We start from the raw sequence: 16,359 nt of genomic DNA, 5'->3' as shown, positions 1-16,359 counted from the left end.
CCAACTCGCCGCACCCAGAATGAGTTGGGGGACGTCGGCATCCGGCGAGCCAGGCCGTGGTGCGTTCGATGGTCCAGCGGTGCCGGCCCAGGCGTTGGCTGGCGTCTGTGCCCGCGTCGGGTGATCGGCGGTATGCCCTTCACCCGCGGGATGAGGGCTTGGCTGTCGTGCGGGTTCGCGGCGGAGATACCGACGGACAGGGGCAGACCGGTCCGGTCGGTGACCAAATGGATCTTCGGGCCGTACCTGCCCCGGTCTACAGGATTCGGGCCTGCCAGCTCCCCTTTTTCAGCGCGCGCACGTTCCCCGAGCCGATGGCGCAGCGGGAGCAGTCCAGCGGACGGGTCGGCGCCTCCGGCACCACTCGCTGGAACAACTGCCCCGACTCGTCCGGCACCAGCCGCTCGACGATCTCCACACCCAGAGGCTATCGAGCGAGCCGAATGGGATGGCCCGTTAGCGCGTGGACCAGTTCTGCGTTGCTTGGTCCATCAACGTCTGGAGGCGGAGGCCACGCTGAGCATCGAGGTCGCTGCGACTGTTGGTCCGTACGGCGGTGGCGAACTCCCGGCGCAGGACGGGCCAGCACTCCTCGTGGTCGATCTCCGCCGTGTCGTAGGCCAACGTGGTTTCCGGGCCGAACAGTTCTACGCGGGTGAGCGCCCCGGGGACATTGACGGAGCCGGACAGGGAGGCCTGGCTGACCGCGCCGTTGGCGTGTTCGCAGGTGAGCTCGATCCACCGGCGGGGGTCACCGGTGCTGCGAATGGCGGTGATGGGGCTGATCGCGTCCAGGAGGTCGATGAGGTGCGGCCCCAGATCCAGGAGGGCGCCGTGCTCCAGTCGCCAGCCGGTGGCGAACTCCCCGCCCAGGAAGGCCCCGTGCAGGTAGCACGAGCGCGCCCCGGACACGTTCATGCGATGGGCGTCCGCCAGGAAGGCCCGGGTCACCGGGTGGTAGCGCTTGGTGAGGACGAGCTGTGAGACGACGTCGGCCTCGGCGACCGCGTCCGCGATGCGCCGCGCGCTCGGCAGGTCGGGGCCCAGCGGCTTCTCCAGCAGCACGGCCTTGCCCCGCTTGGCCGCGAGCGGGGCAAGTTCGGCCTGGACGACCGGCGGGACGGCGAACGCCACCGCCTCGCAGCGGTCCAGGAGTTCGTCGTAGGAGGCGGCGACGTGCGCCCCGTACGGTGCCGCGGTCAGTCGGGCGGCTTCCGCTCTGCGGGCCCAGACCGCGGTGAGCCGTGTCTCCGGACCCTCGGCGAGGATGCGTGCGTGCATGGCCCGGGCCCACGGGCCGGCGCCCACGAGTCCGATCTCGACGGGTCGATGGGACCAGGGGGAGGTGTCGCTGATCACGGTGTTCCTGTCTGTGCGGAGGGCTCGTCCGTCAGGCGGCGAGCCGCTCGAGCCGTGCATCGGCGCGAGCGGGGGAGTAGAGGACGTCGGTGACCATCGCGGCGGCGCCGATGAGGCCTGCGTGGTCGCCGAGCCGGGAGGTGACGATCTGGAGGTTGGCGGTGTTACGGGGCATCGCGCGCTGGTAGATGAGCTCACGTACCCCCGTGACGAAGGGGGCTCCGGAGAGGTCGCCCGCGAGCATCAGCACGCCCGGGTTGAGGAGGGTGACGACGGTCACCAGGACCTCACCCACCCGCCGTCCGGCCGCGCGTGCCAGGTTGATCGCGTCGGGGTTGCCTTCCGTCAGAAGACGCTTGACGTCCGATCCCGAACTTGTCCGCTGTCCCATGGCGGTCAGTTGCCTCGCGAGCGCCCCACCGCTGGCGACGGCGGCCAGGCACCCGTGCGATCCGCACATGCACACGGCGTCAGGCCGGTCGTGCAGGCGGATATGGCCGATGTCGCCGGCTCCTCCGTCGATGCCGCGGTACACGGCGTCGTTGATGACGACCCCGGCGCCGATCCCCGTTGACACCTTGATCAGGACGAAGGCCGAGCAGTCACGATGGTTGGCCTGCTGCTCGGCCAGTGCCATGAGATTGGCGTCGTTGTCGACGAAGACGGGAATCGGTCCGCTCTCCATATGGGGGCCCACATGCTCGGCATACGCCTGCTGCAGGCGTTCACGGATCGGGTACCGGTCCCAGCCGGGCATGATCGGGGGTTCGACGATGCGCCCGATCTCCCAGTCGACGGGCCCCGGCACGGACAGTCCGATGCCGCAGACACGGGTGGGTTCGACGCCGGCTGCGGCGATCAGGTCAGGGAACCAGCGGGCCAGTTGATCCAGTACTTCCTCGGGCCCGTGGGTGATGTCCAGCGCGGCGGTGGTCTCGGCGAGGATGTTCCCCGAGAGATCGAGGACCGCCGCATGGGCGTGCCGGGTCTCCAGATCCACGGCGATGATCGAGGCGTGTGCGCGGTCGAAGTCGAGGCGGTGGGAGGGCCGGCCGCCGGTGGAGGTGCCCGTGGTGTGCCGCAGCCACCCGGCACCGTTGAGGAGGTCGAGGCGCTGTCCGATGGTGGAGCGGGACAGACCGGTGGCGCGTTGCAGGTCGGCGCGGGTGTTGGCGCGGCCGCTGCGGATGAGTTGTAGCAGGTCCCCCGCGCTGACCTGGTTCTGCGTCATCAAGGTGTCCCCTATGGTTCAGCTCTTGTCGGCGCCGCTGGTGAGGCCTTCGGTGAGCAGGCGTTCGGCGGCGAAGAACAGAAGTACCACGGGGATGGTCAGCACCACGGATCCGGCCATGAGGACGGTCTTGGGTACTTCGATGCCGTTGGACAGCTGTGCCAGCCCCAGTGAGACGGTCCAGTTGGCGGGATCGGCCGCGAGGAAGAGCAGCGCGAAGAGGAACTCGTTCCAGGCGATCATGAAGACGTAGAGACCGGTGGCCATCAAGGAAGGCAGGGCGAGCGGCAGGATCACCTTGCGCATGGTCTGCAGTCGGCTGGCGCCGTCGAGGGCGGCGGCCTCCTCGATGGACTGAGGGATGGTGACGAGGTAGTTCTTCAGCATGTAGATCGACACGGGCACCGTCTGGGCGATGTAGACGATGGCGAGCCCGACGAGGCTGGAGGACAGGCCCAGTTTGGCGAAGAGGACGAACAGGGGGACGGCCAGCAGGGTCGAGGGGAAGAGGTAGACGGCCAGGAAGAGTGCGCTGATCTGGCGGTGTCCGAAGAACTTCAGACGGCTGACGGCGTAGGCGCCGGGCACTGCGGCCAGGAGCGTGAGGACGACCGTGCCGAGGGACACCAGCGCGGAGTTGACGAGAAATCTGAAGAAACCCTGGCCGCCGTTGTCGGTGGATCGCAGGACGTCGCGGTAGGTCGACAGCGTGAGGTCCTTGGTGGACACCCACAGGGATCCCGGGTCGAGCAGGAGGGCGTCGATGGGCTTCAGCGACAGCAGCAGCATGTAGTAGAAGGGGACGATGGTGATCACTGCGAGGAACGCGATGACGATCCAGCGCAGGACGCCGAACAGTCTGTCCTCGAACTGGGCCCTGGTGAGGGCGGCCTTGCGGGTCACGATTCCTCCTGGACCTTGTTGCCGAAGAACTTGAAGTAGAGGCCCAGCAGGACGGCCAGCGCTGCGGCCAGGACAAGGGCCTGGGCGGAAGCGGCTCCGATGTCGTAGCGGGCGGTGAGGAAGTCGTAGACCCGGACTGCGGCGACATCGGTGCCGGCTCCGCCGCCGGTCAGCAGGTAGACGTCGTCGAACTTGTTGAAGGTGAGCATGAATCGCAGGACGCACAGCAGGGCGATGACGGGCATCAACTGGGGGAGCAGGACGTAGCGGAAGCGCTGGGAGGTGGTGGCTCCGTCGACCTTGGCGGCCTCCTCGAGTCCGCCGGGGAGTGCCTGGAGGCGGGCGAGGATGAAGAGGAAGGCGAAGGGGAAGTAGCGCCAGCACTCGAAGGCGATGACGGTCAGCAGGGCCAACGGGATGTCGAAGTGCAGGCCCAGCAGGTGCACTTCGTACTCGCGGGTGGAGAGGAAGGCGATGGGGTCGTCCCAGCCGAACAGCCGGCGGCCCCAGTCGTTGACGATGCCGTACTGGGGGCTCAAGGCGACTTCCCAGACGAAGGACACGGCCACGACGGGTGCGCAGTAGGGCAGCAGCATCGCGGCGCGCAGCAGGCCGCGCCCGCGGAAGGGCTTGCGCAGCGCCAGGGCGGCGATCAGACCGAGGACGACGGACCCGAGAGTGGCGCCGATGGTGTAGAGCAGCGTGGTGGTGAGACTGGACCAGAATCCTGCTGAGTCGAAGACCTGACTGAAGTTGTCCAGCGACCAGTTGCCGAACAGTCCCATGCCCTGGATGTCGACGAGCTTGGCGTGCTGGAAGGCGAGCAGCACCGTCCACAGGATGGGCAGGATGACCACCACGAGGACGACGACAAAGGTGGGCGAGACGAAGGCGAGTCCCGCGCGGTTGGCGCGGCGGCTGGCGGTCATGGGACGGCGTGTTCGGGGGGCAGGGGGATCCGACGGCTGGTGCGGAGGCTGGTGGCGCTGCGCGGTGTCGGAGGGTGCTGTTGTCATGGCGAGACCTTCGTGACGTGCATGCGGGCGCTACTGGAGGGACTTCTTGAGGGCGGCGACGTCGTTGTCGGCTTGATGGGCGGCCTCGGAGGGCGAGGCCTGTCCCCCGGTCATGGCGCCGATGGCCTTGGGCACCGGGAGCTCGCCGTTGGTGGCGCCCACGAGAGCTCCGTCACCCTGGGTGATGCCCCAGCGGCGCATGTTGCTGACGCCGTCCACGATCTGGTTCAGCACACTTGCCGGGTAGGCCTGGTCGAACGGCTTCTTGGTGTCGACTCCGATGTCGCTGTGCCGCCAGGCGCTGATGTAGCGCTCGGGCTGGGCGGCCGTGCCGTGTCGGACGGGGATCTTGCCCTCGGGCGACATACCGAACCAGGACTCGTAGCCGGTGCCCATCATGTATTCGATGAACTGGCGGGACGCGGCCGTCTCGGCTGTCTTGGTGGTCACCCAGGAGGTGATCTCGCCGAACTGGGCCGCGTTCGTCGCGTCGGGGCCCTTCAGCGCGGTGACGATTCCACTGTTGGCGGAGAGGTAGCGGGAGTCCTTCTTGCACTGCGGGCAGCTGGGCAGAGCGTCCTTGCGCAGGCCGGCGAGTTCGTCCAGCAGGAACGAGGACCAGATGATCATGGACGAGCCACCGGCGAAGTAGGTGGCACGCGTCGAGTCCACACTCTGGGTGCCGGGGGCGCCGTAGGTGCGGGCCAGTGTGTCGTAGGTGCGAAAGGCCGTTTCGCACTGGGGAGATTCGAGAGCGACGGCGTGCTGATCGTCGACGAGCTGGCAGTTGTTGGCCAGGGCGACGCTCTCGAAGCTCTGGGATGTGAAGACGTCGCCGGGATCGGTGGCCGCCGAAATGCCGTCGTGTCCCTTGCTGGTGAGCGCCTTGGCGGCGGCCACCGCGCGGCCGTAGGTGTCCGGAGCGGCGAGGTGCTTCTGGTCGAACTGGTCCTTGCGGTAGACGAGTAGCTGCAGCCAGGCGTCGGAGGGTACGCCGAGGCTGGTGGGGCCGTCGGACGTGAGAGCGAGCGCGTTGGCGTTGAAGCTCTTGCGACCGAGCTCGTCGATGATCTGCCGGGGCATGGCCGTGTTGAGCAGGCCGTTTGTATACATTTGCCATACCTGGCCCATAGGGGCGGCGCCGATGACGTCGGGCAGTTTGCCCGAAGCTGCGGCTGACATGATGAGTTGTGGCATTTGCCCCTCGTCGACCCCCACGAGGTGGACCTTTATGCCGGTCTTCTTCTCGAACCCGCCGATGATCTTCTGCGTCGCCGCGACGCGGTCGGGCAGGTTCTCCTGAGACCAAACCGTGATCTCCCGGTCCGGTTTGCCGGGGCCGGTGCTGCCGGAACAGCCCGTGAGCAGCCCGAATCCCAAAGCTGCCGTGACGCCGACCGCGGTCACCTTCGACCGCCGGGGCTTCATTCGCATCGCATGTCCTCGTTCCGACTTACGTCCACTGATCAGGCATCTCAGCACTACTTTTGCTTGTTGACAAGACGTAACTTCGAGATATCGTCAACGTAACTGCCACCCGCGCAACTATCCGGAGCCATCACGTGGAACGCGTCGTTCAATTCACCGGCCCCCGTCAGGTGGAGGTCGCCGAGCAGCCTCCCGCCGAACTGCCCCCCGGCCACCTGAGGGTCCGCACCCGTTACTCGGGCATCTCCGCCGGTACCGAGCTCACCGCCTACCGCGGGACCAACCCGTACCTGACGCGTACCTGGGACCCGCAGGCCCGGCTGTTCCGTGACGGCGAGGCAGGCATCGAGTATCCGGTGGCCGGCTGGGGCTACTCCGAGGTCGGCGAGGTGCTGGAGATATCGCCCGAATTGTCCGGTACGCCGGGTCTGCCGCAGGTCGGCGACGTGGTGTGGGGCATCTGGGGACACCGCAGCGAGGGCATCGTTCCCGCGGAACGCATGGTCGGCCACTCCCTGCCCGCCGGGCTGGAGCCGCTGGCCGGCGCCTTCGCCCGCGTGGGCGCGATCGCATACAACGCCGTTCTGGCAGCCGACATCCACGTCGGCGAGGACGTCGCCGTCTTCGGTCAGGGCGTCATCGGGCTGCTCACCACGCGTCTCGCTCAGCTGAACGGCGCCCGGGTCACCGCGGTGGACGCCCTGGACGGCAGGCTGGAGACCGCCAAGCGCTACGGCGCCCAGCACACCCTCAACGCCCGCACCGACGCCGTGGCCGAACGCATCCGCGAGGCGACCGCAGGCCTCGGCGCCGACCTCGCCATCGAGATCAGCGGCGTCTACCCCGCACTGCACGACGCCCTGCGCTCCGTCACCGTGGGCGGCCGCGTGGTGGCCTCCGGCTTCTACCAGGGCGACGGCATCGGGCTGCGCCTGGGCGACGAGTTCCACCACAACCGGGTCCAGCTCATCTGTTCACAGATCGGCGGCGTGCCCCCGCAGCTGTCGGGCCGCTGGAGCGTGGAGCGCCTTCAGCAGACCTTCCTGCGCCTGGTCGCCGAGGGACAGGTCGACGTCACCTCGCTCGTCAGCCACGTGATCCCGGTCGCCGACGCCGTCGACGCCTACGAACTGCTGGACGAACGGCCCGCCGAGGCCCTTCAGGTTGTCCTGGAATTCTGAAAGGCCCTCGCATGCTCAACATCGCTGCTCAGGAACAACTCCTGCCCGGAGACACCCTGCAGACCAAGTGGGACTTCGCGCAGGAAGCCGGCTACGCCGCCATCGAACTGCGCGCCAAGGGCGACTTCCACTTCGCCTCCCGCCTCGACGAACTCAAGCAGGCCAAGAAGGACGGCGTGGTCATGCCGACCGTCTGCGTCGAGATGCTCCACTTCTTCGGAGCCTTCGACGACGACCTGCGCCGCGACGCCATCGACCAGATGAAGTCGCAGCTCACCGTGATCGCCGAGATCGGCGGCCTCGGCGCTCAGACCCCGGCGTCCTACGGCATGTTCTCCCGTCGCCTTCCCCCCTTCGAGCCCCCGCGCACCGAGGAGGAGGACCGGGAGATCCTGCTGGCCGGGCTGACGGAACTGGGTGAGCACGCCCGCAAAGAGGGCGTCGCGCTCTTCCTGGAGCCGCTCAACCGCTACGAGGACCACATGGTCAACCGGCTGGACCAGGCTGCCGACCTGATCCGCACGGTCGGTCTCGAATCCGTCAGGATCGGTATCGACAGCTACCACATGAACATCGAGGAGCACGACCCCGCGGCTGCGATCGTCGCGCACGCCGACGTCATCGGGCACGCCCAGGTCTCCGACTCCAACCGGTTCCAGCCGGGCGCCGGCCACCTGGACTGGCCCGCGTGGCTGGGTGCCCTGCACACCATCGGCTACGACGGTTACCTCGCCGCGGAATGCCGTCTCACCGGTGATCCCGTCGAGGCGGTCCGATCCATTCCGGCCTTCTTGCGGAGGTCCGGAGCGTGAAGGCCCTTCTGGACCGGCCCGCGCCCGCCACGACCGCAGCCCTGACCCTGCGGCGCGGCGCGGCGCGGGTCCTCATCGACAACTGGACCGGCACCTCCACCGTTCCCTCCCGCACCCTCTACCCCCACCAGTGGAGCTGGGACTCCGCGTTCATCGCCATCGGACTGCGTCACCTCTCGGCGCGCAGGGCCCAGCGGGAACTGGAGTCCCTGCTGGCGGCGCAGTGGGCCGACGGACGCATCCCGCACATCGTCTTCAACGCCGATGTGCCTCACGACGCCTACTTTCCCAGCCCCGACTTCTGGCAGTCCTCACGTGCCGGCCGCGCGGCGGGGGCACCGGCGGCACCCCAGACATCCGGCATCGTCCAGCCGCCGGTGCACGCACTGGCGGCCTGGCTCGTGCACCGCTCCGACCCGGCCGAGTCCACGCGCCGAGGCTTCCTCCGCCGCGTCTACCCGCGACTGGTCGCCTGGCACGACTACCTCCTCACCCGCCGGACGCTGGGCGAGGGCGGGCTCGTCGCCGTCGTGCACCCGTGGGAACCCGGTATGGACAACAGCCCGGCCTGGGACCGAGCCCTGCAACGCGTCGAGCCCGCCCACTCCACCACGTACAGGCGTGCCGACCTGAACCACGGCCATCCAGCCGACCGCCCCACCGACCTCGACTACGGGCGATACGTCCGCCTGGCCACCGACTACCGCGGGGCGGGCTACGACGATCGCACGGCACCGCACCCATTCGCGGTCGAGGACCCTGGCTTCAACGCACTGCTCATCGTCAGCGAGCTCGCTCTCGCCAAGATGGCACGGGAACTGGGAAACGACACCGGACCGCACCTGGCGCACGCCGGCGAGCTGACCCGGCACCTCGTCAACCGGCTGTGGGACGACAGATCCGGCATCTTCCGGGTCCGCGACCTCACCGACGACACGCTGGTCGACGAGAGCGGCGTCACCGGTCTCGTTCCGCTCGTCGTTCCCCAACTGCCGCACGACATCGTCGATCGGTTGCACCGAACTCTCAGCGGTCCCCAATTCACGGCCCCGTCCACCCGGTTGGTGCCCAGCTACGACCTGACCGGGCATGCGTTCGCCCCCCACCGCTACTGGCGAGGACCGGCCTGGTTCAACACCAGTTGGCTGATCGAACGCGGACTGCGGTCACACGGCCTCCACGCGTCCGCCGCGCGACTGCGCCACGGATTCCTCGCGGATGCCGGGCGATCCGATTTCGCCGAGTACATCGACCCTGTCACCGGCGCGGCCCGAGGCGCACGGCACTTCTCCTGGACCGCGGCCCTCACTCTCGACCTGTTGCGCACAGACCACGCCGACACCAAGGAGCTCGCAGCATGACCGGGGCCGACAACCGCGTCCAACTGGTCCGTGACGCCACCTTCGTACTCCTCGCCGCCGACGGCGACATCAGTGGAACGCGTGGCACCACACCCGACGGCCTGTTCTCGTACGACGCCCGGCACCTCAGCCGCTGGCAGCTCACCGTCGCCGGGACCGCCCTCAGCACTCTGGTCCCCGCGGAGACGGCCGACGACCACACGTCGACATGCGTCCTGACACCGCAGGGCACCAGAGACAATCCACCCGCCTTCACCGTCTTCCGACAGCAGAGCCTTTCCGCCGGGGCCTTCACCGAGCACGTGCGCCTGGTCAACAATCGGCCCGAGCCCGTGACAGCTCATCTGGAGCTCACCGTCGACGCCGACTTCGCCGACCTCTTCGAGCTGCGCAGCGACGACCGCCATTACCCCAAACCGGACGCCACGAGGGAATCCCGGACCACGGACGGCGGAGTGCTGTTCGACTACCGGCGAGACGACTGGCACGCGCGGACCACGCTCACCTGTCATCCTGCCCCCGACTCCGTGGAACCCGCCGAGAACGCGGACGTGCCCACCGGCAGAACCCTCCGCTGGCGCCTGCCACTTGCGGCGCACGGGCAGGCCGAGCTGCACGTGAGCGCTCAGGCCCACCCGCACGGCCGGACTCCGCACACGCTCGTCCCAAGCCACCCGACGCACGTCACCTCAGAAGCGAGCGACGACCTGGACCGCGCCTGCGAGCGGGGCCTTGCCGACATCGATCTGCTGACCATCCCGGCCACGGGCGTGGACGGCGAGGAAGTGCACGTCCCGGCCGCGGGCATCCCCTGGTTCCTGACGCTGTTCGGCCGCGACTCCCTTCTGACCTCGTACTTCTTGCTGCCGTTCCGTCCTGCGACAGCGGCAGCGACACTGAGCGCCCTGGCCGCGACCCAAGGCAGCCGCTACGACCCCTACAGCGGCGAGCAGCCCGGACGCATCGTCCACGAGACCCGCCACGGAGAACTCGCACACTTCCGTCAGGTCCCCTACGGACGCTATTACGGTGCCGTCGACGCCACGCCGCTCTTCCTCGTGCTGCTCCACGCCCACTACGAAGCCACCGGCGACCGCACACTGGCCCAGCGACTGGAGAAGCACGCCCGGCAGGCAGTCGACTGGATGCTCACCGACGGAGGACTGGAGACACACGGATACCTCGTCTACGAGCCCGACCCAGGGGGATTGGTCAACCAGAACTGGAAGGACTCGGAAGGCGCCGTCTGCTTCGCGGACGGAACTCAAGCGGAAGGTCGCATCGCCGTATCCGAAGCCCAGGGCTACGCCTATGACGCACTCCTTCGCACCGCGACCCTGGCCCAGAGCGTCTGGGAGGACGAGGCATACGCGCGCCGGTTGCGCGAAAGCGCTGCCCGACTGCGCGACCGTTTCCGCACGGACTTCTGGATGCCACACGCCGACTTCCCCGCGCTCGCACTGGACGGCGCGGGCCGCCAGGTCGATGCCTTGGCGTCCGACGCCGGTCATCTGCTGTGGTCAGGGATTTTGGACGCGGATCACGCTCGTCGAGTGGGCCGGCGTCTCGTGGCGCCCGATTTCTTCTCCGGCTGGGCGATCCGGACACTGGCGGCCGGCCAGCAGCCGTACCACCCGCTGTCGTACCACCGCGGTAGTGCCTGGCCCCACGACAATGCCGTCATCGCCCTGGGCATGGCGCGCTACGGACTCGCCGAGGAACTGGCCACCGTGACGGAAGGACTCGTCGCAGCGGCAGCACATCATGGACATCGCCTGCCGGAGGTCATCGCCGGGTATGACCGCTCTGCCACCGGCAAACCCGTCCCCTACCCCCACAGCTGCTCGCCACAGGCATGGGCGGCCGCAACGCCACTCGCGCTGCGAACGGCACGAGGGAGCCTGTGAATCAGTAGTTGTCCTGGTCGGGGTTGCCGCTCGTGCCGACAGGACGAACGCCCCACGAGCCGCGACCGTCCGCGACCATCTACCTGGCCGGACTCCACATCGCCGGCATCTTCCTGTGGTCCGCTCGTTGATTCAAACGAAATCCCCTGGCCGGCTCAAGCACTCAGCCCCGGTCCCACGGAGCGGTGTCGGTCGTTGTCGCGCCCGGAACCTCACGTGGGGTGAGGATGCATCGTCGCTCCTGCGGTCCGTAGCGGGTCGCAATGGCGCGCCACCGCTTCATACGGTTGATGCACCCACTCGACGGTGTTGCGCTGCCCGTATGCCCCACGGTCTACGGCCGGTGGCCTGCCGCCCGCCGCATCCGGTGGTCTCGCCGGTCCGCGCGGACCGGACGTCGGTGACGGCGGGAGCGTCGCCGGCCTGGCCGGCGGTGACGGCCCACATGGGCGGCCCGCTGGCGCGCGATCACCGGTGCCCACCTCGTTCCGCTGGTCCGCGTGGGTGGCCGGTTCAAGAATGGTGTCCCGGTCGAGCGAGAGGGTGCAGTTGCGTGAGTGAGATACCCAGCCCCGGCAGCCGTCGTAGCAGCGTAGAACTGCAGATTGTCCGGGTCATCGTCGCGTCCCTCGAACAGGCCACTGTCCATGTGCGCTGCCTGCGGGGACCGGTCCGTCGCGGTGCCCACTTCAACCGGCTCAGCGGTTCAGCCCAAGCGATCGACCTGACGCTGACGCAGGCTGTCGTCCACGGGTGTCGAGTGGCCAAACTCGGCACAGGCCTCACAGCCTTCGTAACGCTCCGAGGCGAGGGCGTTCAGCATCTCAAGACGGGAACCCTGGCCTCCAGGTCTCTGGTCATCGAAGGCGCCAACCCCTTGCCCTGAACCAGCGATCCACAGGAATTGACAATTACTCATCCCGCCAGTGGCCGCTCCGCTTCGGCGACCGGTCCGGGAGCAACGGCTCGATCCGAGCCCAGTACGCATCAGTTACCGACTTCGGCTGGTCAAGGTGACGTTGGGTCGTCGAGGGTCAGGACGGTGCCGGGTATGAAGCCGTCGAGGTGTCAGGGCGGTACTGGAGACGTTTGCAGCGGGCTGCGTACGAGGGTCTCTGGGACCCGCTGCTGGTGCGGCGACATGTAGCCGAGCAGATGTGCGAGGCGACCCGCCCTGAGGTGTGGGTAGTTGACGATGTGGTGTTTCCCAAGTGCGGAACGGCGTGCGCGAGGTCCCCGGCAGTACTGCGGCGCGTTGGGCAAGCGGGCGAACTGACAGGCCCGCGGTCAGCGTGCACGCGGCCAAGGACACCTCCTTCCTGCCCGGGGAATGGGTGGCGGATGACACGCGCCGAAGCCGGGTGTTCGCTGGGCCTTCGTAGAAGGTGGCCCCAACGGCGATGAGTTCGAGCACTGTCCCGGGTCTTCAACACCGCATGCAACTCCCGCTCGCGAATCTGGAGGCACTTTGAAGCTCTTGCTCACGTCAGGTGGCGTCACTAACCCAAGCATCCACTCCGCGCTCGTGCAGCTTCTCGGTAAACCGGTCTCCGAGTGCCACGCTCTTTGCATCCCGACAGCACAATGGGGGCACCCGATGTGCGGTCCGGCATCGGTGCGGGGCTTCGTAGCCGCCGAGCCCACGTGGCAGCACATGTCCGGCCTGGGCTGGGCATCGCTCGGTGTCATCGAGCTCACCGCACTGCCCACGATTGGACCGGAGCGATGGATCCCCTGGATCCGGGCGGCCGACGTGCTCCTGGTCGATGGCGGCGACGCCACCTACCTGTGCCATTGGATGCGGGAGTCCGGGCTGGCCGATCTGCTGCCTTCGCTGTCCGACATGGTCTGGGTGGGGGTGAGTGCCGGAAGCATGGTGATGACGCCGAGGATCGGAGAGTACTTCGCCGAGTGGCCGCTGGCGCCGGACGACCGCACCCTGGGAGTCGTCGACTTCTCGATCTTCCCGCACTTGGACGCGTGGCCGAAGAACAAGCTGGCTGACGCGCAGCGGTGGGCAGCCGACATTGGCGTCCCGGCCTACGCCATCGACGAACAGACGGCCATCAAGGTCGTCGACGGCGCTGTCGAGGTGATCTCCGAAGGACAATGGACAAAGTTCGGGACATAGCAGCCCGGAATTGTTCGCGACGCAGCGTCGTGAACGTGGACCTATCGGCTTGCAGCGCAGGCAGCCGGCGACAGAGTTGGCGTGGTTGACGGATCCGTCGGGACCCATGCGGATGTCTGTGTGGCTGGGGCGTGCGACGACGACAGCACAGGTGCCGCCCTGGTCGAATGCTCAGGGGTCCGCCACCCGGGTCCTCTCCCCCGGGGGGAATGAGGTTGCCGGCCAGCCGCAGAGGGTGGCGAGGGTGCCAGCCTTTCGTGACGGCGAGGGCGCCCGAGCGCAAGGCGCTCATGGCCGAGCGTGCCGACGCCGTCGTCGCCCTGCCCGGCGGTGTCGGCACCCTGGAAGAGATCTTCGAGGGGTGGTCCTGGCGTCAGCTCGGATTCCACGCCAAGCCCATCGGCTTCCTTGACGCCGGGGGCTTCTGGACGCCGCTGCTCGGCGCCCTGCGCGGCATCGCTGACTCTGGCTTCCTCCCCACATCCACTCTGGACGACCCGCCGTTGCCCCCGATCCGGACCCACCTCGCCAGGGGTGGGATCCGGGCCGTGATCCCACAACCCTCCGACCAGGGCGCCAACCGCAAACGCCGCGGCAGCCGAGGCGGCAGGCCGCCCGCCGTCGACCGCGACGCCCACAAGCAGCGCAACACCGTCGAGCGGTGCATCAACAAGCCCAAGCAATGGCGTGGTCTGGCCACTCGCTATGACAAGATCGCCACCATCTACTGGCCGGACTCCACGTCGCGGCCATCTTCATCTGGTCGGCGAGGTGATCCGGTGGAAACGGCCCAAGCCTCGGAAGACCCCGCCGGATTTACCCTTGGCTGCCTCCGCGAAGTCAGCGAGGTCCAGGTCGGGGATCGTCAGCTTCGCGTTCATCTCGTGGATCGCGTACGGCGCCACGCGGAACGCCCCGCCGGCCCCGTCGGACCGCCCGAGCCGATGTCCGTCGGGCGCTGCGGCAGTCAGTTGGACCCGGTTCACGCCTTCGCTGTCCCCACGCGCGCCTCTTCCGCGAGACGAAGTCGGGCAAGAGACCGGATTACGGAGGGGTGATGCGCGGGGAGAGCGTGGACGCTTCGAGGCCGGAGAGTTCGTCCAGGGAACGGCCCCGGGTCTCGATGCGGAGTGTCCAGGTGACGAGGAAGGCGAGGGCGCTGGTAGCCGCTGCTCCGTAGAGGAGCGGGGAGGTGCCGGCGGAGTCGAGCAGGATCGGGAAGAGGAAGGTGCCCAACGCCGCGCCCAGTTTTCCGAATCCGGCGGCGAAGCCGTGTCCGGCGGCCCGGACGTCGGCCGGGAAGACCTCGGCGGGCAGGGTGAACGTGGTGGAGTTCGGCCCCAGGTTCATGAACGTGTTGAACAGCGCGAACCCGACGAAGACCAGGGGCAGATGGGTGTTGCCACCGCCGGGCAGTTGGTCGGCGACCGCCAGCAGGCACAGGGCGACGGCCATCACGGCGAAGCCCACGAGTTGCAGTCGGATCCGCCCGACCCGGTCCACGAAGACGATGGCCAGCACGAAGCCGATGACGAGGAACACGTCCAGGAACGCGGTTCCTTCGGTCGAGGAGATGTCGTCGGCCAGGAACGTCGCGTTCGGGCCGGCCAGTGCCAGCCCGGCAAGCAGGGTCGGGGTGAAGATACCGACCCCGTACGTGGCGATGTCCATCAGGAACCAGGGCACCGCGGTGAACACCGTCACCCTCAGCAAGGGGCGTTTGAACAGCTGGGGCTGCACGAGTGCGTTCCAGCCTTCCCGCGGGGTCTGTGCGTGTGCCCGGTCCCTGTCGGTGACCCGGCAGGCGACGCCCGTCATCCTCTCGGCGATCGCCGTGGCCTCCTCTTCTCGGCCGTGCTGAGCCAGCCAGCGTGGACTCTCGGGAACGTTGCGGCGCAGCCAGATGATCACAAGCGCCAGCACAGCACCGAAGCCGAGCATGACCCGCCAGGAGCCGATTTCTGGCCACACCGTGAGGATGACGACGCCGACGACCGCGCCGGTCATGATCCCCGCCGCCTGGAGACTGAAGGCACTCACCAGCCACCTGCCACGTTGGCGTGCCGGCAGGATCTCCGCCAGATAGCTGGCCGCGATCGGATAGTCGAGCCCGACCGCGATGCCGAGCAGGAAACGGAAGACGATCAGCGACCACAGATCCCAGGCGAACGTACAGGCCAGGGAGAAAGCCACGAACAACCACAGATCGACCCGGAAGATCTTGCTGCGCCCCACGCGGTCGCCCAACGGTCCCAGCAGAGCCGCTCCGAACATGGCGCCCACGATGGCCGCGGCGGAGAGCAGACCCCGATCCGTCGCGCTTCCGCCCAAGTCCTTGGCGATGAGCGGATTGGCCACGCCGATGATGAAGAAATCGAACCCGTCCAGTATCACCCCCAGGGCCGCCACCAGCCAGAAGCGCCGGTGCACCGGCGAGATAGAAGCCTGGTCGAGCGCTTCGCTCAGAGGCAGCGGCATACGGGAATCACCGTTGGTCACCACATGCACCGAGTGAACGCGACCGCACGCCCACGATCAACAAGCCACGCCACACCCCTGGTGCCGCCGCATGAGCGAGGGCGTCGGCCGTCGGGCGTTGGGGCACGTCGCACATGCCGCAAACCTCGAGGGGCCTTCCTGCCGCTTCCTGTCAGTGTCGAGTACGCCGGTGAATCTCCGGATGCCCTTGCATCGAAGGGGGTGGCCGGGCCGCCGGCGTCGCGTCAGACGCACCGGTTCGCTGATAGGGCGGGACTGACCGCGCAGTCCCTGCACAACTGGTGGAGTGGATACGGGCCGTCGTGCCAGGCGATGGCGTTTTCGTGGCTGCCGCGTACCCGGCATGTCGACGCAGGAGCTTCAGTCGGGAGGGACCGATCCTGGACGGCGCGGATGAGTGAACTCGGTTCCCTCTCAAGGTCCTTGGGAGCCGTGCGCTGAGCCAGAAGTGAGTCGTCAAGGAAGTGGCGCGGTGTCAGCGCGTCGTGGGTCGTGGGTCTTGAGCCGACCGCAGGGCGAGCGGATCTGCTG

At 68.0% G+C, this 16,359-nt stretch carries 14 protein-coding genes and 3 pseudogenes; 9 read left to right on the top strand and 8 right to left on the bottom strand.

From position 1 onward, the window contains the following. Nucleotides 1–31 precede the first annotated feature (31 nt). The 6 genes and pseudogenes from OHB41_RS01060 to OHB41_RS01035 all read right to left on the bottom strand — a co-directional run. Nucleotides 32–379: pseudogene (locus OHB41_RS01060) on the bottom strand (transposase); the annotation flags it as partial. A gap of 77 nt (nucleotides 380–456) precedes the next feature. Then, the gene (locus OHB41_RS01055) at nucleotides 457–1,359 is read right to left on the bottom strand and encodes a Gfo/Idh/MocA family protein (protein WP_266696057.1); all 903 of its coding nucleotides are present in this window, start codon (nucleotides 1,357–1,359) and stop codon (nucleotides 457–459) included. 31 nt (nucleotides 1,360–1,390) lie between these two features. After that, nucleotides 1,391–2,590: an ROK family transcriptional regulator gene (locus tag OHB41_RS01050; RefSeq protein ID WP_266696056.1), complete on the bottom strand. Its 1,200-nt coding sequence runs from the start codon at nucleotides 2,588–2,590 to the stop codon at nucleotides 1,391–1,393. A gap of 18 nt (nucleotides 2,591–2,608) precedes the next feature. Beyond that, nucleotides 2,609–3,493 (bottom strand): carbohydrate ABC transporter permease, encoded by an 885-nt coding sequence (locus OHB41_RS01045; RefSeq protein ID WP_266696055.1) that lies wholly within the window; start codon nucleotides 3,491–3,493, stop codon nucleotides 2,609–2,611. After that, entirely contained in the window at nucleotides 3,490–4,509 is a 1,020-nt protein-coding gene (locus OHB41_RS01040) for a carbohydrate ABC transporter permease (protein ID WP_266696054.1), read from the bottom strand. Before OHB41_RS01040 ends, OHB41_RS01045 begins: the two co-directional genes overlap by 4 nt. Before the next feature lie 30 nt (nucleotides 4,510–4,539). Further along, a complete protein-coding gene (locus OHB41_RS01035) occupies nucleotides 4,540–5,943 on the bottom strand; it encodes an ABC transporter substrate-binding protein (RefSeq protein ID WP_266696053.1) in 1,404 nt (467 codons plus the stop codon). A 128-nt stretch (nucleotides 5,944–6,071) separates the two neighbouring features. On the opposite strand from OHB41_RS01035, the gene OHB41_RS01030 reads away from it, so the two are divergent. From OHB41_RS01030 to OHB41_RS00990, 9 genes and pseudogenes are all read left to right on the top strand, one after another. After that, nucleotides 6,072–7,118: a zinc-dependent alcohol dehydrogenase gene (locus OHB41_RS01030; protein ID WP_266696052.1), complete on the top strand. Its 1,047-nt coding sequence runs from the start codon at nucleotides 6,072–6,074 to the stop codon at nucleotides 7,116–7,118. Between the two features lie 11 nt (nucleotides 7,119–7,129). After that, nucleotides 7,130–7,930, top strand: coding sequence for a sugar phosphate isomerase/epimerase family protein (locus tag OHB41_RS01025; protein WP_266696051.1), 801 nt, complete (start codon nucleotides 7,130–7,132; stop codon nucleotides 7,928–7,930). After that, nucleotides 7,927–9,291, top strand: coding sequence for an MGH1-like glycoside hydrolase domain-containing protein (locus OHB41_RS01020; protein ID WP_266696050.1), 1,365 nt, complete (start codon nucleotides 7,927–7,929; stop codon nucleotides 9,289–9,291). The genes OHB41_RS01025 and OHB41_RS01020 overlap by 4 nt, the downstream gene beginning before the upstream one ends. Further along, nucleotides 9,288–11,198, top strand: coding sequence for an amylo-alpha-1,6-glucosidase (locus tag OHB41_RS01015; protein ID WP_266696049.1), 1,911 nt, complete (start codon nucleotides 9,288–9,290; stop codon nucleotides 11,196–11,198). The genes OHB41_RS01020 and OHB41_RS01015 overlap by 4 nt, the downstream gene beginning before the upstream one ends. A 553-nt stretch (nucleotides 11,199–11,751) precedes the next feature. Further along, entirely contained in the window at nucleotides 11,752–12,084 is a 333-nt protein-coding gene (locus tag OHB41_RS01010) for a hypothetical protein (protein WP_266696048.1), read from the top strand. Between the two features lie 179 nt (nucleotides 12,085–12,263). After that, complete coding sequence (locus OHB41_RS01005; RefSeq protein ID WP_323138338.1) at nucleotides 12,264–12,602, top strand: transposase; 339 nt, start codon at nucleotides 12,264–12,266, stop codon at nucleotides 12,600–12,602. 64 nt (nucleotides 12,603–12,666) lie between these two features. Continuing rightward, nucleotides 12,667–13,329: a Type 1 glutamine amidotransferase-like domain-containing protein gene (locus tag OHB41_RS01000; RefSeq protein WP_266696047.1), complete on the top strand. Its 663-nt coding sequence runs from the start codon at nucleotides 12,667–12,669 to the stop codon at nucleotides 13,327–13,329. Between the two features lie 167 nt (nucleotides 13,330–13,496). After that, a pseudogene (locus tag OHB41_RS00995) lies at nucleotides 13,497–13,802 on the top strand (LOG family protein); the annotation flags it as partial. Between the two features lie 42 nt (nucleotides 13,803–13,844). Continuing rightward, nucleotides 13,845–14,104: pseudogene (locus OHB41_RS00990) on the top strand (IS5/IS1182 family transposase); the annotation flags it as partial. Here OHB41_RS00990 and OHB41_RS52520 read toward each other — a convergent pair. Beyond that, nucleotides 14,085–14,210: a hypothetical protein gene (locus OHB41_RS52520; protein ID WP_526025024.1), complete on the bottom strand. Its 126-nt coding sequence runs from the start codon at nucleotides 14,208–14,210 to the stop codon at nucleotides 14,085–14,087. The pseudogene OHB41_RS00990 and the gene OHB41_RS52520 overlap by 20 nt on opposite strands. 163 nt (nucleotides 14,211–14,373) lie before the next feature. Continuing rightward, a complete protein-coding gene (locus OHB41_RS00985; RefSeq protein WP_266696046.1) occupies nucleotides 14,374–15,807 on the bottom strand; it encodes an MFS transporter in 1,434 nt (477 codons plus the stop codon). Nucleotides 15,808–16,359 lie beyond the last annotated feature (552 nt).

Source organism: Streptomyces sp. NBC_01571, from assembly GCF_026339875.1.
GTDB lineage: Bacteria > Actinomycetota > Actinomycetes > Streptomycetales > Streptomycetaceae > Streptomyces.
This window is presented reverse-complemented; position numbering and strand designations above follow the sequence as displayed.